Genomic DNA, 21,310 nt, shown 5'->3' on the forward strand with positions numbered 1-21,310 from the left:
GATGTCGAGTACCCCCACCCGCGAAGTCGCCCGCCGCGTCTTCGCACGCGAGTTCAACGACGCGAGTTACACGTTCAAGGAATCCGAGGACGACCGGGCGCCAGTGTACGTCCTGCTCCCGACCGGGCAGCGGGCCAACCGCGTGTTCGTCGTCGGCACGCTCACCGAGACCGAGGACGTCGGCGAGGACAGCGAGTACTGGCAGGGCCGCGTGGTCGACCCCAACGGCGACACGTTCTTCATGTACGCCGGGCAGTACCAGCCAGACGCCGCGTCGATGCTGCGGGACCTCGAACCGCCCGCGTACGTCGCGGTCGTCGGAAAACCCCGGACCTACGAGACCGACGAGGGCGAGGTGAACGTCTCCATCCGGCCCGAGTCCATCTCGCAGGTCGACGAGGCGACCCGCGACCGCTGGGTCGTCGAGACGGCCGAACGGACCCTCGAGCGCGTCCAGCGGTTCACCGAGGCCGACGAGACCACGGCCGACGAGTACGTCTCGATGGCCAGAGAGCAGTACGGCGACGACGTCGATGCGTACCGGCGCGCCGCGATCGGCGCCTTAGAGAGCCTGCAGGACGAGCAGGCCGAGGCCAGCGCGGACTAGGTCTCGAGGAGTTCGACGAGGTTCCCCTCGGGGTCGCGGACGAACACGATCGTCGTCCCGCTCTCGGTGGTCTGGGGCTCGCTGACCGTCTCGACGTCGTCGGGGAGTGCCTCGAAGACGGCGTCGAGGTCATCGACCGACAGCCCCGGGTGCGTCGCCCCGGGCCGGTTGAGTTCGGGCCGCTCGTGGGCGTCGCCCTCGGGTTCGTACTCGACGAGTTCGAGTCGCGCACCGCCGGCGTCGAGATGCGCGAAGTCGGCGCTCGCGCCGTCGATACCCACGCCGGTGGCGAAGGCCTCGCCGCCGACGGTAAAGCGCGTCAGTACCTCGAGGCCCAGCACGTCGCGGTAGAACTCGACGGCGCGGTCGAGGTCCGAGACGGTCAGGCCGAAGTGGTGTGCGGTCGCGTCCATACCCGGTCGACGGGCCCCGCCGGGTTAAACGACTTCGCTCCCGTCTGGTTTCTTTCACCGCCGCGATGTACGTGTCATCGTCTGACAAACGATTAAATACGAAGAGCGACGAATGGGAGCTATCCATGGGCAACAAAAACAAGACGATCTCCTTTCGCGTCAGCGAGGACAAGTTCGAGACGCTCCGCGAGATCGCCGAGGAGCGCGACATCTCGCTGTCGGCGGTGTTTCGCGACTACGTCGACACGCTCGTGGCCCACGACGGCCAGGTGAAAGTCGCCCCGGAACACGAACTCGAGGACGCCGCTCAGGAGTCCGGCACGGAGAGCTTCCCGCCGAAAGTCGAGGTCCCGAAGAGCTTCATCCGGGAACACGAGCGCCTCGAACTCGAGGCCGAACACCTCCGGGAACAGCTCGAAGAGCACAAGCGCTACGTGACGAAACTCCGCCAGCAGCTCGACGAGATGGACCAGGACGAGGTCATCCACCTCGAGGACCTAGACGAGAGCGAGGAGGAGGACGCCTCCTACCGCATCGGCAGTTTCGACGACCTCTGAGCACGCTCGCACTGCTCCGGGACCGCTCACGCCCGGTTCTCTCTCCCGTCGGCTCGAAGGCTTATCCCGCTCCGTGAAGTAGTCTCTGGCCATGAGTCTGTTCAACCGGCTCGGCAAGAAGGTCGAGGAGTTCAAACAGGAGGCCGAGTCCGCCTCGCGTGAGGAAGCGACACACCGGTGTCCGGCCTGTGAGTCGCGCTTCTACACCGCCCACGACGAGTGTCCCGAGTGTGGCCACGAGACCGTCGAGCGACTCGACGAGGAGTGAGTCGATTCGGGCCGCTCGACGCGACGGTGGCTGTCGCCCCCGTCACACCAGCCGGTTTCGCCGTTCCTGGACGGTCTCTGCGACCTCGTGGCGCCCGTCGACGTCCGCCAGCGTCTCGATCGCCTCGAGCGTCCGGACCGAGTCGTCCAGGAAAGAGAGGACGTCGCCCGGATACGCGTACACCATGTAGTCGTCGCTCATCACGTCGACGATGGCGTCCGGCCCCAGTCCCTGCTCGCGCAGCTCCAGCAGGTAGGTGACGAACTTCCGCTCGGGACAGCCACAGTGGGGACTGGCCGCACAGTCACAGTCTAAGAAGTCCTCGGCGAAGTCCAGCACCCGCTCGCGGGAGGCTTCGTCGAGCTTCGCCAGACCCTCGCCCTGGAAGAGGACGTCCAGCGTCGCCCCCTTGAACGCTCCCTTCGGGAAGTTCGTCTCCAGCTGCGAGCGGAGCTGCTGGTGGTTCTTGACGTATATCTTGTCCGTGATGGCCACGCGTGACAGGTCGTAGTCCCCGACCGTGTAAAAGCGTCTCGAAGCCACCCCGGAGTCGTAACGTATTTCTGTGGCAGCGAGGTATCTAAGACTGCCTCAGCAGGCGTGTCCGGGTTGGGGTAGTGGTATCCTTCAGCCTTGTGGTGGCTGAGACGTGGGTTCAATTCCCGCACCCGGACTATATAAATTTTCTAACAATTCTTGGCCCGCTTCAGGCTTCGATTTCAGTTCCACTTTCACTCCGGATGGAACGGATTTAATTTCCTCCTGGAATGATTTGATTGTATGTCGGACCACGAATGTCCGACCTGCGGGGCAACGTTCGATTCCCGGCGAGGGCTCGGAGTCCACCACAGCAAAGCGCACGGCGAGCGCCTTCCGAACCGAACGTGCGACGAATGTGGTACGGCCTTCTATTGTGAGTATTCAAAGCGCTACTGTTCGGATGACTGCCGTGAGGTGGGCGTCTCTCAGACTGGTTCGGACAACCCGAACTTCCGTGGCGGAAAGCAAGAGACCGACTGCGACATCTGTGGCGCGTCGTTCGACTACTACCCCTCGGAGAAGGAGGGACTGTACTGTCCGGAGTGCGTCGAGACCGCGGCATGGCGTGACCAACCCGAACAGTCGGGGTCGGACCATCACTCGTGGCAGGGCGGCACGCTGACACTCTCGTGTGATGTCTGTGACGCTCGAGTCGAGCGATATCCGAGTCAGGTGACGGGCGAAGTCACCCTCTGTAGCCGCGAGTGCCACGCCGAGTGGCTCTCGGACGCGTTCACGGGCGACGGCCATCCCAACTGGCGCGGCGGGGACGTCGGCGACTACGGGCCGGGTTGGCGCGAGGTCAGAGCGCGTGCGCTCGAACGGGACGACCACGCGTGTGTCCTCTGTGGGGCCGACGCCGACGACCTGGGCCGGAACCCCGACGTCCACCACGTCGTCCCCGTCAGACTCTTCGCCGAACTGCCGGTCCTTATGGTCCGGGACGCACACGCGCTCGAGAACGTCGTCACGCTGTGTCCGGGCTGTCACCGCCGGGCGGAGTTCGGCCACGTCTCGCGGGCCGAGCTGTGCTGGCGGGCTGGCATCGACGGCGGTCCGGCCGCCCGGGCCCGTGTTGGCTAGACGGTCAGGGTTCGGGGCGCATCGTCTGTGACTCGGACCCGCTCAGCGCGCCGTACTCGTTGCTGGATTTGATGATCGAGAGCGCGGTCATGATGTCCGAGCGGGTCAGCAGGCCCAGGAACTCGCCGTCCTCGTCGGTGACCAGCAGGCGGCCAACAGTGAGGATCTCGGTGGTCATGACGTCGCTGACGGTGTGAACGTCCCGCTCGACCCTCCGGACGGCGCGGACGTCCTGGAGCGCGACCTGGGCCACGATGTCGATGCCTCGTTCGACGGGATGGTCGGTGTTACACTCTTGTCGCTTCTATAGTGCTATTCGATAGTGTATAACGAATATACGACGTTCAAAATCTAAAAACAATTCTATATATCCGAAAAGTTTGCCTACATCTTATTATATGAGTGTGAAAACGAACTATTGCCCTCCTTTTCGAATATTTCGGACCCGTATCTGCTATCTTGACACTCGATACTGCCGGTTTATCGACTTTCAGCGGAGGGCGTCTGGACCAGCCGGGTTACGCGCCACCGACCCACTCGACCAGTCTCGTCCAGAACGGTTGGTAGTGGTCCCACTCGAGGAACGCGGGCGACCCCCAGTGGGGCGCGCAGTCGGTGGTGAACGCCGCAGAGCGCCCGTCGCCGTGCTCGCCGACGACCAGCAGCGGGTCGTCCTCGAAGGAGACGATCTCCGTCGCGTCGTCGTCTGCCGTGACCCGGTTGTACCCGAGCATAGCCGGCCACTCCTCGGGCGTTCCATCGACAATGGGGTGGTCCTCGGTGCGAGTCGGCACGGCCCCGTCCGACCGCTCGACGCGGTCGTCGCACGGTTCCAGCGACACCGGGAGCGCCCGTTCGACCGGTGAACCGCGGTATCCGGCCTTGCCGTTGAACCCCTGAAACGAGAGGTACCCCCCGATCATCAGGAGGCCACCGCCGGCCGTCACGTAGTCGTCTAACAGCTGCAGACGGTTCGGTTGCTGTTCGTACTCCGTGAAAGTCGACGGCGGTATCGCGAGCGTGTTGTAGCCGATGTCGCTCAGCACGACGACGTCGTACTCGGTCATCTCCGCGGCGGTGGACGGGAACTCCGTCGCCGCGACGTGACATGGCTGATAGGTCGTGTCGACGCCGCCGTCTTCGAGTGCCTCCTCCAGTGGGTCGACGGCCTCGTGATACGACGACCGGGAGTAGAAATCGAACCCTTTCATATCGAAGCTAATCGACTGCCAGGACTCTCCGACCAGTAGTGCGCTAGTCTGACTCACGGTACTACCTCCATCACGTACCAGTATTATACTTTCGGCGGTTCAGCGACGTCCGCGTGGCCCGGTTCGCGTCGCCCCGAGGGCGACCGGGGGTCGGCGAACTAGTTCGTCTCGGCTTCGTCGGCCAGTGACGGAGGACGGAGCACCAGTGACCCCAGCCCGCCACCGATGGCGAGGAGGCCGCCGACGGCGAACGCGAACTGCCAGCCCGTCACGGAGACGAGCCAGCCGACGGCCGCACCGCCGAACAGTCCGCCCCACACCTTCCCCGAGTAGACGAGCGCGTAGTTGCCCGACGAGTGGACCTCGCCGTAGTAATCGCCCACCAGACTCGGAAAAAGCGTGTACTGCGGGCTCCAGAAGAACGTTGCTACCACGACGGCCGCGACGAACCCGACACCGTTGCCGGTCCGGGCGAACCAGACGACGGCGAGCAGTCCGAGTCCACAGCACAGGAACGAGGCAAACATCGCACGCTCGCGATGCACCCGATCGGAGAGGTCGCCGAGCGTGAGCCGTCCAACGCCGCCGGCGAGGGGCAGCAGTGTCGCCGACAGCGTCGCCGTCGTCGCTGGCAGGTCGAGCGACTCGGCGAAGGCGATGACCTGTGCCGTCAACATCAGCCCCGCGCCGCTGACTGCCACGAAGATGACGTACATGAGCCAGAACTGCCAGGTCCTGACCATCGCGCGCCAGTCGACTCCACCGCTCACGCTCCGGGACGTCCCGCCGTCCGTCTGCATCCCGTCGCCGGAGTCTGACGCGGACATCGACGGATCCCGCAGGACGAACGCGGCGACGAGGATGACGACGCCGATGAGAACGCCCATGTTCCGGAGTGTCGATGGAACCGCCGTCAGGGACGCGTTCGCTCTGACGTACGGGACGAACATGACGCTCCCGCCGGCGAAGGCCATCGTGCCTGCGCCGGTCGTCAGTCCCCGCCTGTCCGGGAACCACTTGACTGCGGTGTTGACCGCGACCGTGTAGACGATACCGACGCCGATCGCGCCGGTGAAGTAGAGGACGTAGACGTGCCACGCGGCGCTGGCATACGAGAGACCGACGTACGACCCGCCGGCCAGGACCGCCGCTATCGCTGTCAGTCCACGGGGCCCGTGTCTGTCGCGCCACAGGCCCACCGGGAACTGGGTCCCCGCCTGCCCGAGCACGAACAGGGAGAAGGCGAGCCCCAGCGCCTGCTCCCGGACGCCGATATGTGCAGCGAGTGGGCCCTGTAGCGACGACCAGACGTACTGGTACGGACTGACGACGGCCATCGTGAGGACGGCGGCGACGAGGAGCCACCAGCGGGAGAAGGTCAGCTGCTCCCTCAGTTGCTGGACGCTCTCGCGTTGCTCTCCCATGGTCAGTCGTCGCCCCTCTCGTGAACGCTGCCGGTCCCTGCGGCACCGGGAGGCCGCCGGTGGGGCCTCGGTCCCAGGCGATGCCGTCTCACCCTCCCACCACGACGGGGACAGCGGGGCGACGTGTCGAATGGCGCGGGCCGCTTCCGGTTCGTCGTCTGTCGCGTCCCGTCGGTTCGAGGGCGGTCGCCTGTCGGGGCCAGCGGGCTGTCAGTCTGTCCGGTCGGTTCCTGTGAGGCGTTGGCAGTGTCGTTCATCACTTGACGTACTCGAACAGTTCGTCCACGGTGAGCACTGTCTCGGAGAGGCCGAGCTCCGACGCCAGGCGCGTGACGAAGGGTACTTTCACGTCTGTCCGTGCGAGCTGTTCCTCCTGACCGAAGACCGTTCGGACCGGCCCATCGAGCAGCAGGTCTCCCTGATTCAGGGCGAGAATCCGGTCGCCGTGGTCCCGGGCGAACTCGACGTCGTGGGTGATGACGACGACGAGCTTCCCCTCGTCGACCAGCATCTCGACCACGTCTCCGAGGAGGTCGATGCCGAGCACGTCCTGACTCCCGGTCGGTTCGTCGAGGGCGACGATTGGCGTGTCCATCGCGAGGACGGACGCGACGGCGATGTGCTTGCGCCGTGCGAGCCCGACGTCGTAGGGGTTCTTCTTCCGGATGTCGGTCAGGTCCATCTTCTGGATCGCGTCGTCGACCAGTTCGTCGATCCGGTCGCTGTCGTAGCCGAGGTTCTTCGGCCCGTATCTGACCTCCGCCTCGATGGAGTTGTGAAACAGCTGGTTGTTCGGGTTCTGGAAGGCGAGGGCCACCTCGCCGGCGAGTTCAGAGATGTTGTGGTCGGCAGTGTCCAACCCGTTGACCGTCGTCTTCCCCTCGCTCGGTTCGAGGAGCCCGTTGAGATGCTTCAGGAACGTCGACTTCCCGGCGCCGTTCTGCCCGATGACGCAGACACACCCCGCGTCGAGGTCCAGGTCTATGCCACGAAGCGCGTGCACCTCCTCGTCGTAGTAGAAGTGCACGTCGTCGAACTGGATTCCTGCAGACCCCATATCGACGCTCGTCCCGGCGCCATCGGATTGCAGGTCGGGCGCCAGAGGCGGCTGTCCGTCGTCGATGTGGGGCGACAGCTCGGCGACGACTTCTTCGAGCGTCAGGGGCAGCGGCTCGTCGTTCGGAACCTTCCCGAGTTCCCGGAGTCGTTCCCCGATAACCGCGGTCGCCGGCACCTCGAATCCCCACTCGCTCTCGGCGTTCCGGAACACGGTGCGTGGCTCGTCGTTCTCGGCGATCTGTCCCTCCTCGACCACGAGGAGGCGGTCGAGGTGGGGCGCGAGGTGTGCCAGGTCGTGGCTGATCGTGACGACTGTGTACCCCTCTGCAGCGAGGTCCGCGATCACCTGCATCACCTCTTCGGTCCCGTGGGGGTCGAGCTGGGATGTCGGTTCGTCAAGCACCAGCACGTCCGGTTCCATGGCGAGCATCGACGCGAGCGCGAGGCGCTGTGACTGCCCTCCGGACAGCTGCTGGGGGTTCCGGTCGTAGAGATGGGAGATTCCAGTGAGCTCGAGTTTCTCCTTCGAGATTTCGATGAGCTCCTCCCGGGGAACGCCCATGTTCTCCAGTCCGAACGCGACCTCTTCGAAGACGGTCGTGCTCGCACCGGTAAGCTGGTCGAACGGGTTCTCGAACAGGAGCCCGACGGTGTCGGACATGTCCGCGATACTGGTCTCGGTCACGTCCTGGTCACCGACGACGGCGCTCCCCTCCAGCGTCCCCTCGAAGTAGTTCGGGATGTAGCTGGCCAACAGGCGACCCAGTGTCGACTTGCCGGCGTCACTCGGCCCGGTGACGCCGACGAACGCTCCTTCCTCGATGGACAGCGAGACGCCGTCCAGCGCGAACTCGTCGTCCGGCTGCACACGGTAGTTGAACCGGACGTCGGAGAGTTCGATCAGAGCCATTGGACCACCCACCAGCCGACGGCAGCGACGACGGCGCCGCCACCGAGCCACCGGAGTACTCTGTCGACGGGCCTGTCGGGCACCTCGAAGAGATACGTTCGCGCGTTCGTCCGGGTGAACCCGCGTGAGTCGAGCGCGAGCGAACGCGTCTCGGTCGTTATCAGCATCCCGATGAGCAGCGGCGTCAGCAGATCGACGAACGCCCGGATACGTCGTCTGAAGCTGCCTTTCACGTTCAGTCCCCGCGCTTGCTGGGCGTCGATGATGTCGTACGCCTGCTCTCGCATGTCCGGGATGAACTGCAGGGCGGCCATGAACACGTAGGCGAGCTTGGGCGACAGTCCCTTCTGGATCATCGCAATCGCGAGTTTCTTCGGGTGGGTCGTCATCACGGTGGCCAGCACACAGACCATCAGTACCAACAGGGGCGTAAGGATGGTGAGCGCGAACCTGATCCCCTCTTCCCAGACGATTATGGTCTCGACGACGGGGAGGTTCTCGAACACCCACAACCGGGTCTCGTTGGCCGGATTGAACAGTCCGTGGAAGAACAGCAGCGAGAACGCGAGCGGTAGCGCGAGTCCACCGAGGATGCGCGCGACTCGACCGAAGATTCCGGCGAGGACCGTCGCCACGATGGCGCCGACGAAGAATATCGACGGCACTCTGAACGAGGGCGCGAGCAGGGCGACCGTCACCATGCTGGCCGTTACTACTAGTTTCGTCACCGGATTCATACGGTGCAGGAAGCTGTTTCCCGGCTGGAAGTCGAAGAGCCCGCTGGTTCCAGGGGTCGCGTCCGCGAGGGCGTCGATGTCCATTTCAACGTCTGAAGTCATTCTCTCTTGTTCTCAATAAGCGCCGATGGGACGGCAGATAATGATTGTTGGGGGAAGTGACAGCCGGTTGTCTAACCCGACTTCGTGACTACTCGTTCAGCACTTGTTGCCCGAAAGACGGGAGGTAGCGTTCGGGGATCTGCCGCGCGACCCCGTACGCCACGCCCAGACTGATCAACTTGTCCGTGATGTCGATGGTGAACTGGGTTGCGAACACCGCTTCGACGATGCTCGACCCGGTGGCCATCAGCGCCCCGACGGCGGCGTCTTGCCCGGCACCACTGAACCCACCGAGGACGATGACCTGGATCGGCGTCGCGGTCAGCGTGGACACGATAGCGAGGATCACGCCCGCCAGGAACAGGCGCGCGTAGTCTCTCGTGTCAGAGACGTCCATGAACCAGCCACTCGTCGCCATCCATCCAGCGACCAGTGCGATTGCTATCTGGACGACCGCGAAGAACGCCGTGCTCGGCGACGTCGTGACACCCAGTATGAGGTTCGTCGAAGCGCCGGCGACGACCGCCACCCACGGCCCGGCGATGATCGCCAGGAGGATCGTCCCGATGACGTCGAGGAACAGCGGGAGACGCAGTACGCGGGTGAACGTCCCACCGATGACGTTGAGCCCGATCGCGACCGGAATCAGCACGAACGCCCGGGTCGAGAAGTCGAGCGCGACGCCGCGCCAGAACGAGACACCGGTCTCTGCCATTATTCGTCTCCTCCTGTTCGGACTGAACTGTTCGCCTGCTGCTCTCTTTGTGCTAGACTGTCGTGTGTCATCTTACCACAAACGTGGCCACAGAGACAACTATATTAAATCTGTCGGAAGAATACTCATTTAACCATCATTTCTCCCGGTGAATTATACCCTTCTTGTCGTGAGTCCCCGGGGAATCAGTCGACGTCTTCCGGAGTGTTCGACGGTAGCCCCGTCGTCCGGTGCCGATAGACTAAAGACGGTGCTGTGAGACGTCCACGACGAATGACTGGGACAGGAGATATCGACATCTACGGCTCGCGCCGCTCGACGGTGTACGCACGCGAGGGAGTCGTCGCGACGAGCCAACCGCTCGCTGCGGAGGCGGGCGTGCAGGCACTCCGCGACGGGGGCAACGCCTTCGACGCCGCCGTCACCACCGCGGCGGTGTTGAACGTCGTCGAACCCTTCAGCACGGGCATCGGCGGTGATGTGTTCGCGCTCTACCGGACCGCCGACGACGAGGTCGGGGCGCTCCGGGCCATCGGCGGGGGTCCAACAGACGCCTCCCTCGACGCGCTCCGCGAGGCCGTCGAGGCCGACGACACGGAAGGTACACCGGAACTACCGGAGCGCGGACCCCTCACTGTCACGCCGCCGGGCGCGGCGCGTGGCTGGGAGCGGACTGTCGAAGACCTGGGGGTGCGGAGTTTCGCAACCGCGCTCGAACCAGCCATCCGATACGCCCGAGAGGGGTTCCCAGTCACGGAGGTCATCGCGAACCAGTGGGCCGACTGGAGTGATGCGCTCCGGAACGACCACGCGACGGAGACGTTCCTGCCGGGCGGCGAGGCCCCCGACCCCGGCGATGTGGTCCGGTTCCCGGCACTGGCCGACACGTTCGAACAGGTCGTGGACGGCGGTGCAGACGCCCTCTACGAGGGCCCCATCGGCGAGCGAATCGTCGAGACAGTCCGCTCCCGCGGCGGGTTCCTCTCGACCGACGACCTCGCGGCCGTCGAGGCCGAGTACGTCGACCCAGTTTCGACGACGTACGGGGACGCCGAGGTATACGAGCTTCCGGCACCGAACCAGGGCCCAATCGCTCTGGAGGCGCTGAACGTCGCGAACGAGGTCGATGCGGGGTCCTTCCCGGACGGGTCCGTCGAGGGCACGCACCGCTACGTCGAGGCGTTCAAGCGCGCGTTCCACGACGGCCATCAGTACGTCACGGACCCGCGTTACGAGTCGCTCCCACCGCTGACCCAGAGAGAGTGGGCGGCCGAACGCGCCGCGACTATCACGGACGTGGCGTCGGACGACGTGTCCCCGCGAGTGCCCGGTAACGACCGCGCCGAGGACGCCGACACGGTCTTGCTCACCGTCGCCGACGACGAGGGCAACGTCGTCTCGTTCATCAACTCTATCTTCACCGCCTTCGGCAGCGGCCTCGCCGCGGCGGGGACGGGCGTCGTCCTGCAGAGCAGGGGGGCGTCGTTCTCTCTCGACCCGGACCATCCCAACCAGTTCGAACCGGGGAAACTGCCGTTCCACACGCTCGTCCCGGCCGTGGCAAAGTTCGGCCCCGACGACTGGGCCGCCTTCGGTGTCATGGGTGGTTACATGCAGCCACAGGGCCATCTGCAGGTGCTCGCAGCGCTCCTCGACCACGACGCGTCGTTACAGGATGCGCTCGACCGCCCGCGGTGGCGGTATCGGTCTGACGGCCGCCTCGCTGTCGAGGCCCGCCTCGACGACCGCCTGACGACCAAACTCGCTCGCCGGGGCCACGAACTCGCTGTCGAACCGCCGGACGAGTTCGGCGGCGGCCAGATCGTTCGCAATCACAACGGCGTGCTCTCCGGCGCGACGGACCCCCGGAAAGACGGTACCGTCGCCGGATTCTGACCGGGACGACGGCCAGTCGACTCCTGTGTCAGCCGACCCACGTGTGCTTCTCTGTCGTGAACGACCGCTCCCCGGTCCACCCGGAGTCGAACCGGCTCTCGATCCGATTGCGGAGTGACACCACTCCCTCCGCGACCCGCTGTTTCCGTTCTGCTTCCCGGTCGTCCGGGAGCAACACGCCGACGCTCCCGTAACACACGCCGTCCTCGGTGACGATCGGGACGGCCACACTCTCGGTGAGGTTCTCTCCAGCGAGCGGTCCGACGGTGTACCCGTCTGCGTCGAGATCCGTCTTGATCTGGTCGACGTCGTACGTGCTCGGTTCACCGTCCTCGTCTCGCTCCGCGCCATCTACGGCGTGAATTACGAGACCGACGAGCGAATCGTAGAACGGGAGGCTACTCCCTACCTCCACCGCAACCTGTTCCGGAACGCGATGGGCCTCTACGATCGTACAGCTTCTGTTCGCCTGCTCGAAGAGTGCGATGCCGACGTCCAGATGTCCCGCGAACTCTCTGCAGACCTCGGTTGCATACCGGTAGAGCGGCGAGTTCGAACGCGCCTCGAACCCGACGTCCAACAGTTTCGGGCTGAGCTGGTATCGACCGTCGATCTTTCGGACGTATCCCTCCTCTCGGAGGGTACTCAGATGGTTGTGGACGATGCCTTTGCTCATCTCCAGTTCGGACGCGAGTTCGGAAACCCCGGCCTGTCCCACGCCGCTCAGGTGTTCTACTAACGCAAACGTTCGGGCGCTCGTTTCCACCCGGCGATTCGCTTCGTAGTCCATACCGCCACATCACTATCCGCAGGTATAAATACTGGCCGTCGACTCGACCGAAAGCGTTCTACAGAATAGAACTTCGACCCGTGTCCGAACTCACAGCGACCGAGTCACTCGGATTTTGGCGATTTTTTATTATTGTTGATGATTGAAAAAACTGGAACTCTCTACGCAAGGTGTGTGAAGTTGTGACAAGGGCCGGACGTTTGCAAGAATAGAACGACGACCGTCCTCCCTCAGATGAGGCCGGCTTCCTCGGATTTCGCGAGAATCTGTTTAGCGATGTGGTACATCTCGCGGTCGATGACGTTCCCGTCGATCGCAGCGAGCGTGTTCGACCCCGTCTGTTCGTATTCCCGGACGATTCGCTGTGCGCGCCGGGCCTTCTCGACGTCCGGCGTGAACACGTCGTTTGCCGTCTCGACCTGTTCGGGATTGATGACGACTTTGCCGTCGTACCCGAGCGCGCACTCGAACTGACACGTCTGAGAGAACTCCTCTGTGCTGTCCGGGTCCGTGTACGGCCCACCGATGGCAATCAGTCCCGCACTCGCGGCGGCGTGTGAAATCTTCGACAGCGGGTAGTGCCAATAGTGGCCCGGATAGTTCTTCGATCCGTGTGTCGCGCCGATCGAAGCCGAGTAGTCCGCCGGGCCGAATACGAGTGCAGTGAGACGGTCGCTCGCGTGGGCGATGTCCGTCACGGCGTTCATCCCGTCTGCCGTCTCGATCTGTGCGTTGAGCCCTATCGACCCGATGTCGAGACCCGCCTTGGTCTCGACGCTCGTCAGGAGCGTCTCGACCGTCTGCACGTCGGCGACGGTTCGGACTTTCGGAACGACGAGCGTGTCGATTTTCTCCCCGACGGCGGTCACGACGTCGATGACGTCGTCGTACCACCACCGTGTGTCTGTCCCGTTGATTCTGTAACTGAGGACCAGGTCCTCCCAGTCCCGTTCTTGAACGGTCTTGATGAGTTCCCCACGGGCCGGTTCTTTCTCTCCGGGGGCGAGCGAATCTTCGAGATCGAGCACGATCTCGTCGGTATCGCTGCTCATCGCCTCGACGACGAGCTGTCGTTCGTTCCCGGGAATCCCCAGCTGTGAACGGCGCAGCGTCGTGTTAGTTAACATAGTCCAACAACACCTGCGGGTCGTATAAATATGGCGGCAAACGCCTCCGACCGGGGAACGTCTCGATGGGTAGACAGGTTCCGGCAGGCACGCGACTGTTCGAACGCGGCTGACCCGACGAGTCGCCCCGTAGACCGCCGTGTTTCACCATCCCTGGACGCGAGGAATAGACCATCCCGCGACGGACGACTCGCCGGCCGCGTGGATCCTCGTACCGACGGACGGCCGACGCTGTCCCAGCAGGACCGGCGGACTGGTACAGGGAGCGCCCCGGTGTAACGAATGTACGCACGTTATGGGATGGTTCTGATACCGGGAGCGGCATCTCCGGTACACTGCCGTGAGTCTCGCTGTCGTGTTCTCTGCGTCGTGTGGAGCGACACCGGTCTTGGGCCGCTCAGATTCCATCGGTGATATTCCTCATCCGACAGACAATTCGATAGGAGCTATCTGCGAGTTAATCCACCGGATGGATACCGAAAATCGAATTCTGATTTTCAATATCTTCAAAAAGGCTCGAAATTCTCCTCTCTCATCTATAAAAATCATGGATTAACTATACCTTGCAATATTTAGATTTCGAAACAGACTTACCATATCTGTATGGGTGAAATACCTTCGAATATGGTGGCGAACACCACACGCTTCCCCGACCGCCGGTCGATCCTCACTGCCGACCCGACCTCTCGTCTCCCACTCTGAGGGGGGCCGTGTCTGCTTCGAACGACGTACCAGCCCGGTTTTCCCGCCCTTCCGGGTCCCCAGTTTGGCGGCCGGTTCGGTCCGGTGTTTCGACGAGCGCGGTGTCGTCCGCGCTACCCGCCTGGACCACGGCGACGACCATCCTGTCCGTGGTCCGGGCTTCCAACCCGACGGCCGTGTCAGTCGCGCATCCTGGCTTGACGACGTCGGCGACCTCGTCGAGTCTGTCGTCGACCCCGAGCGAGACCGCGCACGTCGAACACTCCGGGTCGTCGAAGTGCCAGTCGGTTATCGTACCACTGTGTGGTTCGCCGTCACGGTAGTGTCCGCTGATGGGTCACGGTAGTGTCCGCCGATGGAGGAGACCCACGCACATGCTCGCGCGGAACGACAGAAAATGTGCCGCGACGTATCGAGGCGACGGTACTTGCAGGAGCCATTCCTCTGCAGGTTTAGGGCTCGGGGCGCATCGTCTGTGACTCGGACCCGCCCAGCGCGCCGTACTCGTTGCTGGATTTGATGATCGAGAGCGCGGTCATGATGTCCGAGCGGGTCAGCAGACCCAGGAACTCGCCGTCCTCGTCGGTGACCAGCAGGCGGCCGACGGAGTTCGACTGGAGTTCGGTCAGCGCGTCCATCACGGGGAGGTCGGGCGCGACGGTGAGTATCTCGGTGGTCATCACGTCGCCGACGGTGTAGGCGTCCCGTTCGACCTCGCGGACGGCGCGGGCGTCTTCAAGCGCGACCAGTCCGACGACCTCGCCGTTTTTCTCGACGGGGTAGCCGGTGTGGCGCTCCTCGAACATCGTCCGGATGAGCTCGTGGATGGACATCCCGGGACTGACCGAGGTGACGTGGTCGGCGGGAGTCATCACGTCCTGGACGGTGACCCCCTCGAAGGCCGCGCGCATCGAGGTCTGTCGGGCCTCGCCGGCCGCCCCGATGTAGATGAAAAAGGCCAGGCCGGCCAGGAAGATGTTCCCGGCGACGAACAGGCCAAAGAGGCCCAGGAAGATGGCGAAGATCTTCCCGACTTCGGCGGCGATCTTCGTCGCCTGGGCGTAGGGGCGCCGACGGGCCAGCAGGGCCCGGAGGACGCGCCCGCCGTCCATCGGGAAGCCCGGGAGCATGTTGAACGCGGCCAGCGCGACGTTCATCAGCGCGAGGTACGCGAGGACGAAGCGCAACGCCTCGAGGACGACCGACTGGGTCCCGGGGATGACGACGAACGCCACGTACGACAGGGCCCCCAGCACGACGCTGACGATGGGCCCCGCGATGGCGATGGCCAGCTCCTGTTTCCAGTCCTCGGGCATCTCGGTGAGCTGGGCGATGCCGCCAAAGAGCCAGAGCGTGATGGAGTCGATCGGGTAGCCGAATCGAATCGCGACCAGCGAGTGGCCCAGCTCGTGGAGGACGACGCCGGCGAACAGGCCGACGGCGGCGGTGATGCCGAGCACCCACACGAGGTTACCACTCGCCAGCATCGCCGGGTCGAGCCCGGCCGCGAGCATCTCGTTCAGGAACCCGGTCGTCTGCTCGACTTGCGTCCCGATGATCCAGGCGAACAGGGGCAACACCAGCAGGAAGGTGAGGTCGAGCTGGATGGGTATCCCGAACGCGCTCCCGATGCGGAACCGGCGCATACCGGATGTTGTCGGCCAGGCGACTTAAACGCGCTGTGGCTGTGGCGTGTCGAGTGACTGAAGTAGGTCGCCGGTCCTACCTTGGGGCGTGTCCCAGCAGGCTGCACAGGTCGATACCCTCTTTCTCCACGAGCGCGGCGAGGAGTTCCGGGTCGTCGGCCAGCGCGACGGGGAGCGACTGTTCCACGGGGTCTTAGAGCTCAAAGAGACCGGTGCAGGCCCCCGTCCGCGCCGGCTCCGCATCAGGGACGGTGCGGGCGAGGACCTCCGGTCGCCGGACCAGTTCGTCGACATCGCGCGCCGTGCAGCCCGCATCCGCATCTCCGAACAGACCTCCCGGCGGGCGCGAGAGCGCGCCCGGGAGATGCTCGACGCCTACCAGCTCGACGCGAAGGTGGTCCGGACCTGCCGGTTCTGTGCCGACGCCGGCCGGTACGCCCCGATAACGAGCGAGACGGCCATCACGGCCGACGACGAGACCATCTGTCCCGACTGCGCGAAGGAGGAACTCGACCGGGAACTGGCGTTCAACGGCGCGATAACCAGCGACGCCAGGGACCGGCTCGAGGACCTCCTGCTGGAGGTCCAGGACCTGGAGCGAATCACGAACCTGCTCTCGGGCGACCTGGACCCGGACCTGACGAAGTTCGACGAGATATCGGCGACGGTCGACGACGTCGACCTCGTGCCGACCGACTCGCTCTCCTTGCATCCCGGCATCCAGCAGCATCTGGAGTCGCGCTTCGACACGCTGTTGCCGGTCCAGAGCCTCGCGGTCGAACACGGCGCGACCGACGGCGAGGACCAGCTCATCGTCTCGGCGACGGCGACGGGCAAGACGCTCGTCGGCGAGATGGCCGGCCTCGACCGCGTGCTCAACAACAAGGGCAAGATGCTGTTTCTCGTCCCCCTCGTCGCGCTGGCCAACCAGAAGTACGAGTCCTTTCGCGACCGCTACGGCGACATGGTCGACGTCTCCCTGCGCGTGGGCGCCAGTCGCATCTCCGACGAGGGTGGCCGCTTCGACCCGGAGGCGGACGTCATCGTCGGCACCTACGAGGGCATCGACCACGCGCTCCGGACCGGAAAGGACCTCGGCACCGTCGGCACCGTCGTCATCGACGAGGTCCACACGCTCGGCGAGGACGAGCGCGGTCACCGCCTCGATGGCCTCATCTCCCGGCTGAAACACTACTGCGAGACCGGCGGCGCTCCGGCCAGCGACGACACGCAGTGGATCTACCTCTCGGCGACGGTCGGCAACCCCGGCCAGCTCGCCCGGAAACTGCGTGCGAACCTCGTGGAGTTCGAGGAACGACCCATCCCCATCGAGCGCCACGTCACGTTCGCGGACGGGCGTGAGAAGATAGATACCGAGAACAAGCTCGTCAAGCGGGCCTTCGACACGAAATCGAGCAAGGGGTACCGCGGCCAGACCATCATCTTCACGAACTCCCGGCGGCGCTGTCACCAGATCTCCCGGAAACTGGAGTACAGCTCGGCACCGTACCACGCCGGCCTCGACAACCGCAAGCGCCAGCAGGTCGAGCGCCGGTTCGCCGATCAGGACATCGCTGCGGTGGTGACGACGGCCGCACTGGCCGCCGGGGTCGACTTTCCGGCCTCGCAGGTCGTCTTCGACTCGCTGGCGATGGGTATCGAGTGGCTCACCGTCCAGGAGTTCGAGCAGATGCTCGGCCGCGCCGGCCGCCCGGACTACCACGACAAGGGAACCGTCTACCTGCTGGTCGAACCCGACTGTTCGTACCACAACAGCATGGAGATGACCGAGGACGAGGTGGCGTTCAAGCTCCTGAAAGGCGAGATGGAGCCGGTGGTCACCCGCTACGACGAGAGCGCGGCCGTCGAGGAGACGCTGGCGAACGTCACCGTCGCCGGCAATCGGGCGAAGGCGCTCAACGACCGGATGGTCGGCGAGGTGCCGACGAAACACGCACTGGGCAAGCTACTGGAGTACGAGTTCATCGACGGCCTCGAACCGACGCCGCTGGGCCGCGCAGTCACCCGCCACTTCCTCGCGCCCGACGAGGCGTTCCAGCTGCTCGATGGCATCCGCAAGGGGCTGGACCCCTACGACATCGTCGCCGGGATGGAGCTGCGCGACGAGCACTGAACCTGCCGCCGGGCTGACGGGACGGCCGTACCTTCTTGTAGGGCCGTCTCCTTCCGGGTTCCATGGGGCTGTTCGACAGTATCAGGAACGCCGTCGGCGGGTCGGCCGACGACGACGGCGACGACGCGTCGTCGCTGCTAGACAGCACCACGCTCGACCCGACGGACTTCCGCACGCGGGCCGAGTCGGTCGCCGAGGCCGACGGTCTCGACTTCTCGCGTGGATCGCTCGCCCACCTCGAGACTCACGTGGCGTCGCTGTCCGACCCCGAGACGGCCGACGACGTGGCTGCTGCGACGACGTACGCGGATCCGGCCCTCCGGTACGGGAGCTACTTCGGCGAGGTGCTCGTTCGCGCGTACGACGGCGCCTGGACGCGCGACGAGGGCTGGGGGGTCACCGTCGCCGGCCCCGACGACGAGGTGACCGTCGCCGTCTTCGACGTCGCCGCCCGCTCGCTCGACGGTGACCCGGTGTTCGCGGCCATCGTCGAGCGTCTCGAGGCGGAGCTCGCGCTGGGGGCCGACGCGAACGCAGACGGCCCGTCCACGGCACCCGAACCCGAGGCGAGTGCCGACGAGGGGGCGAGCGATCCGGCGGCTGTCCCGGAAGCGGACACCGAGGACGCCGCGGCCGCTGGTGACGACGCGTCCTCGGGACACCCCTCCGGGGAACCGGAACCCGACACGGGGACCGACGTTTCGGACCCGGAGGACGGTCCTCCGGGCGAGGCTGACACACAAGCGAATGCCGCCGACCCGGAACCGGACCGGGACGCCGACGAATCGGCTGCCGCCTTCATCGCCGAGGCCGAGTCCGACGCCGCCGAGGCAGGCGACGACGAGGCCGTCGAGACGGCCGGCGCTTCGGCCCCCTCCGCCTCCGAGGGGGCTTCGGGTGGCGGCATCGACCTCGGGAACGACGCCCCGGCCGCGGAGCCGTCAGGGCCCGCGGACGCACCGGACGCCGAGGACCCTGACCCGGCCGCGGGCGACGGCCTGCGGGCCGAGTACGCCGAGACGGCCCAGGAGTTCGCCGCGTTCTGGAGCGAACGCGACCTGGACTTCGAGCCCGACTCGCTGTCCCGACTCGACACGCTCGTCGACGGCGAGTGGGACGCCGGGCGGTTCCGGGACGCCACGTTCGGCGCCGACGACGACTTCGACGACCGGGCCTTCACGAGTCTCGTCACCGAGCTCGGGAGTTACTTCGGCGAGGTGCTGGTGCGCACGGTCGACGGCGAGTGGACCGAGGCGACCGACCACAGGGCGGCCGTCGTCGTCGCCACCGACACCGGGGCGCTCGCGGTCCCCGTGTTCCAGGTCGCCGAGAACTCGCTCCGACAGACCGCTGTCTTCGAGCGGAGCTACGAGGCGCTGCTCGAGGACATCGGCCGGGACGACGTCGCGTAGGCCGCCGCCACCCCGTACCCGTATCCTTTTGCTACTGGCATCGCTCGTACCCGACGTGGTACTTGGACCCGTCACACCGGGCATGGCGTTCGTGTTCGTCGTCATTCTGGCCGCGCTGGTGCTGTTCGCGACGGAGGCGCTGCCGGTCGACGTGACCGCTATCGCCGTCATGGTCACGCTGATGCTGGTCGAACCGGTGACCGCGGTCGCCGCCGACGCCGGCCTGCTGGCCGGTCCGATATACGTCCTTCACCAGCCCGGTGACGGCGTCTCGCCGCTCGCACGCGGCCTCTCCGGGTTCGCGTCGACGGCCACGATAACCGTCCTCGCGATGTTCATCCTCTCTGACGGCGTCCAGCGGACCGGCATCGTCCAGATGCTCGGGCACCGCCTGGCGACCCTGACCGGCGAGGACGAGTCCCGGCAGCTGGGCGCGACCGTCGGCCTCGTCGCGCCCATCTCCGGGTTCATCAACAACACCGCGGCCGTCGCCATCCTGCTGCCGATGGTGACCGACATCGCCCACAGCGGCAAGGTGTCGCCGTCGAAACTGCTCCTCCCGCTCTCGTATGCCTCGATGTTCGGCGGCATGTTGACCCTCATCGGGACCTCGACGAACATCCTCGCCTCCCAGATCTCGGCGGAGCTGCTCGATCACCCCTTCGGGATGTTCGAGTTCACGCAGCTGGGCGCCGTCGTCACCGTCGTCGGCGTCGTCTACCTGCTGACCGTCGGGCGCTACCTGGTGCCCGGCCGAATCGACGTCAAGGACAACCTCACCGCCGAGTTCGAGATGGGCGAGTACCTCACCGAGGTGGTCGTCCGCGAGGACTCCCCGCTCGTCGGCGAGACGGTCCAGGAGGCGCTGGCCGAGACGGAGTTCGACGTCGACGTCGTCCAGCTGGTCCGTGGCGGGCGGACGTTCCTCGAACCGCTCGGCCCCAAGGGAATCCAGGCCGGCGACGTCTTCGCGGTCCGGACCGACCGGGACACCCTGGTCGAACTGCTCGACGCCGAGGGGCTGGACCTCATCCCCGAGGTGCAGGTCGACGACGAGGAATTAGAGAGCGCGAGCGAGCGCCAGAACCTCGTCGAGGTGGTCGTCGCACCCGGGTCCTCGCTCATCGGGCAGACGCTCGCCACGTCGAACTTCCGCCAGCGCTACGACGCGACGGTGCTGGCTCTGCGCCACGGCGAGGAACTGTACCGCCGCCGGATGGACCGGGTCCGCCTGCGCATCGGCGACACGCTGCTTGTCCAGGCGACCCCCGAGAGCATCGACCGCCTCAACGTCAACCGCGACTTCATCGTCGCCCAGGAGGTCGAACGCCCCGACTTCCGGCGCGAGAAGATCCCCGTCGCCGTCGGCATCGTCGCCGCCGTCGTCGCCGTCGCCGCGCTCACGCCGATCCACATCGTCGTCGCCGCGCTCGCTGGCGCCGTGGCGATGGTCGTCACGCGCTGTCTCGAACCCCAGGAACTGTACGACGCCGTCCAGTGGGACGTCATCTTCCTGCTCGCGGGCGTCATCCCGCTTGGCGTCGCTCTCCAGGAGACCGGCGGGGCGGACCTGCTCGCGGACCTCTTTGTCCTCGCGGCCCCCGGCCTCCCGGCCATCGTGGCGCTCGGCCTGATGTACGTCGTCACCGCGCTGCTGACGAACGTCATCTCGAACAACGCTTCCGTCGTGTTGATGATCCCCGTCGCCGTCGAGGCCGCCCAGCAACTCGGCGCCAACCCCTTCGCGTTCGTCCTCGCCGTGACCTTCGCCGCCTCGACGGCGTTCATGACCCCCGTGGGCTACCAGACGAACCTGCTGGTCTACGGGCCCGGCGGCTACCGCTTCACCGACTACCTGCGGGTCGGTGCCCCCCTCCAGGCTATCTTCGCCGTCGTCACGACGCTCGGTATCGCCTTCTTCTGGGGCCTCGCTCCCGCGTGACACAGGCGGCCCGGCAACGAAACCCTTTACTCCGT

At 65.4% G+C, this 21,310-nt stretch carries 19 protein-coding genes and 1 tRNA gene; 9 read left to right on the plus strand and 11 right to left on the minus strand.

Annotated elements, in window-relative coordinates; genetic code table 11:
• Position 1: 1 nt before the first annotated feature.
• On the plus strand, positions 2 to 607 hold the full coding sequence (locus P1K88_RS02475) for an RPA family protein (RefSeq protein WP_276412276.1): 606 nt from the start codon (positions 2 to 4) through the stop codon (positions 605 to 607).
• Here the strand turns inward: P1K88_RS02475 and P1K88_RS02480 are convergent.
• Positions 604 to 1,020 carry a VOC family protein gene (locus tag P1K88_RS02480; protein ID WP_276412277.1) on the minus strand — a complete coding sequence of 139 codons (417 nt, stop codon included), beginning with the start codon at positions 1,018 to 1,020 and terminating at the stop codon, positions 604 to 606. The genes P1K88_RS02475 and P1K88_RS02480 overlap by 4 nt on opposite strands.
• 125 nt (positions 1,021 to 1,145) lie before the next feature.
• On the opposite strand from P1K88_RS02480, the gene P1K88_RS02485 reads away from it, so the two are divergent.
• Positions 1,146 to 1,577: a DUF8146 domain-containing protein gene (locus P1K88_RS02485; RefSeq protein WP_276412279.1), complete on the plus strand. Its 432-nt coding sequence runs from the start codon at positions 1,146 to 1,148 to the stop codon at positions 1,575 to 1,577.
• A 91-nt stretch (positions 1,578 to 1,668) separates the two neighbouring features.
• On the plus strand, positions 1,669 to 1,845 hold the full coding sequence (locus tag P1K88_RS02490; RefSeq protein ID WP_276412284.1) for a hypothetical protein: 177 nt from the start codon (positions 1,669 to 1,671) through the stop codon (positions 1,843 to 1,845).
• A 42-nt stretch (positions 1,846 to 1,887) separates the two neighbouring features.
• Here the strand turns inward: P1K88_RS02490 and P1K88_RS02495 are convergent, their stop codons facing one another.
• Complete coding sequence (locus tag P1K88_RS02495) at positions 1,888 to 2,340, minus strand: DUF5814 domain-containing protein (protein ID WP_276412286.1); 453 nt, start codon at positions 2,338 to 2,340, stop codon at positions 1,888 to 1,890.
• A gap of 108 nt (positions 2,341 to 2,448) precedes the next feature.
• Here P1K88_RS02495 and P1K88_RS02500 point away from each other — a divergent pair.
• Positions 2,449 to 2,519, plus strand: a tRNA-His gene (locus tag P1K88_RS02500).
• 280 nt (positions 2,520 to 2,799) lie between these two features.
• Positions 2,800 to 3,468: an HNH endonuclease gene (locus P1K88_RS02505; RefSeq protein WP_336407591.1), complete on the plus strand. Its 669-nt coding sequence runs from the start codon at positions 2,800 to 2,802 to the stop codon at positions 3,466 to 3,468.
• A gap of 4 nt (positions 3,469 to 3,472) precedes the next feature.
• On the opposite strand, the gene P1K88_RS02510 is transcribed toward P1K88_RS02505, so the two are convergent.
• The 6 genes from P1K88_RS02510 to P1K88_RS02535 all read right to left on the minus strand — a co-directional run bounded on the left by P1K88_RS02510 (position 3,473) and on the right by P1K88_RS02535 (position 9,626).
• Complete coding sequence (locus P1K88_RS02510) at positions 3,473 to 3,721, minus strand: CBS domain-containing protein (protein WP_379786656.1); 249 nt, start codon at positions 3,719 to 3,721, stop codon at positions 3,473 to 3,475.
• Positions 3,722 to 3,986: 265 nt separating this feature from the next.
• Positions 3,987 to 4,736 carry a glutamine amidotransferase gene (locus P1K88_RS02515; protein ID WP_276412290.1) on the minus strand — a complete coding sequence of 250 codons (750 nt, stop codon included), beginning with the start codon at positions 4,734 to 4,736 and terminating at the stop codon, positions 3,987 to 3,989.
• A gap of 101 nt (positions 4,737 to 4,837) precedes the next feature.
• Positions 4,838 to 6,103 carry an OFA family MFS transporter gene (locus tag P1K88_RS02520; RefSeq protein WP_276412292.1) on the minus strand — a complete coding sequence of 422 codons (1,266 nt, stop codon included), beginning with the start codon at positions 6,101 to 6,103 and terminating at the stop codon, positions 4,838 to 4,840.
• Positions 6,104 to 6,359: 256 nt separating this feature from the next.
• Positions 6,360 to 8,072, minus strand: coding sequence for an ABC transporter ATP-binding protein (locus tag P1K88_RS02525; protein ID WP_276412295.1), 1,713 nt, complete (start codon positions 8,070 to 8,072; stop codon positions 6,360 to 6,362).
• The gene (locus tag P1K88_RS02530; RefSeq protein ID WP_276412296.1) at positions 8,063 to 8,911 is read right to left on the minus strand and encodes an energy-coupling factor transporter transmembrane component T family protein; all 849 of its coding nucleotides are present in this window, start codon (positions 8,909 to 8,911) and stop codon (positions 8,063 to 8,065) included. The genes P1K88_RS02525 and P1K88_RS02530 overlap by 10 nt, the downstream gene beginning before the upstream one ends.
• An 88-nt stretch (positions 8,912 to 8,999) precedes the next feature.
• Complete coding sequence (locus tag P1K88_RS02535; RefSeq protein ID WP_276412298.1) at positions 9,000 to 9,626, minus strand: ECF transporter S component; 627 nt, start codon at positions 9,624 to 9,626, stop codon at positions 9,000 to 9,002.
• Between the two features lie 273 nt (positions 9,627 to 9,899).
• Between P1K88_RS02535 and P1K88_RS02540 the strand changes: the two genes are divergently transcribed.
• Positions 9,900 to 11,522 carry a gamma-glutamyltransferase family protein gene (locus P1K88_RS02540; RefSeq protein WP_276412300.1) on the plus strand — a complete coding sequence of 541 codons (1,623 nt, stop codon included), beginning with the start codon at positions 9,900 to 9,902 and terminating at the stop codon, positions 11,520 to 11,522.
• Positions 11,523 to 11,550: 28 nt separating this feature from the next.
• On the opposite strand, the gene P1K88_RS02545 is transcribed toward P1K88_RS02540, so the two are convergent.
• The 3 genes from P1K88_RS02545 to P1K88_RS02555 form a co-directional block, all read right to left on the minus strand.
• On the minus strand, positions 11,551 to 12,312 hold the full coding sequence (locus P1K88_RS02545) for an IclR family transcriptional regulator (protein ID WP_276412301.1): 762 nt from the start codon (positions 12,310 to 12,312) through the stop codon (positions 11,551 to 11,553).
• A gap of 230 nt (positions 12,313 to 12,542) precedes the next feature.
• Positions 12,543 to 13,439 (minus strand): HpcH/HpaI aldolase/citrate lyase family protein, encoded by an 897-nt coding sequence (locus P1K88_RS02550; RefSeq protein WP_276412302.1) that lies wholly within the window; start codon positions 13,437 to 13,439, stop codon positions 12,543 to 12,545.
• A gap of 1,154 nt (positions 13,440 to 14,593) precedes the next feature.
• Positions 14,594 to 15,787: a CBS domain-containing protein gene (locus tag P1K88_RS02555; protein ID WP_276412304.1), complete on the minus strand. Its 1,194-nt coding sequence runs from the start codon at positions 15,785 to 15,787 to the stop codon at positions 14,594 to 14,596.
• An 88-nt stretch (positions 15,788 to 15,875) separates the two neighbouring features.
• On the opposite strand from P1K88_RS02555, the gene P1K88_RS02560 reads away from it, so the two are divergent.
• The 3 genes from P1K88_RS02560 (at position 15,876) to P1K88_RS02570 (ending at position 21,275) form a co-directional block, all read left to right on the plus strand.
• Positions 15,876 to 17,921 (plus strand): DEAD/DEAH box helicase, encoded by a 2,046-nt coding sequence (locus P1K88_RS02560; protein ID WP_276412305.1) that lies wholly within the window; start codon positions 15,876 to 15,878, stop codon positions 17,919 to 17,921.
• A gap of 62 nt (positions 17,922 to 17,983) precedes the next feature.
• Entirely contained in the window at positions 17,984 to 19,333 is a 1,350-nt protein-coding gene (locus P1K88_RS02565) for a hypothetical protein (protein ID WP_276412307.1), read from the plus strand.
• An 82-nt stretch (positions 19,334 to 19,415) separates the two neighbouring features.
• Positions 19,416 to 21,275, plus strand: a complete 1,860-nt coding sequence (locus P1K88_RS02570) for an SLC13 family permease (protein ID WP_276414109.1) — start codon at positions 19,416 to 19,418, stop codon at positions 21,273 to 21,275.
• Positions 21,276 to 21,310: the final 35 nt, after the last annotated feature.

The sequence above is a fragment of the Haloarcula halobia genome (genome assembly GCF_029338255.1).
Taxonomy (GTDB): Archaea; Halobacteriota; Halobacteria; order Halobacteriales; family Haloarculaceae; genus Haloarcula; species Haloarcula halobia.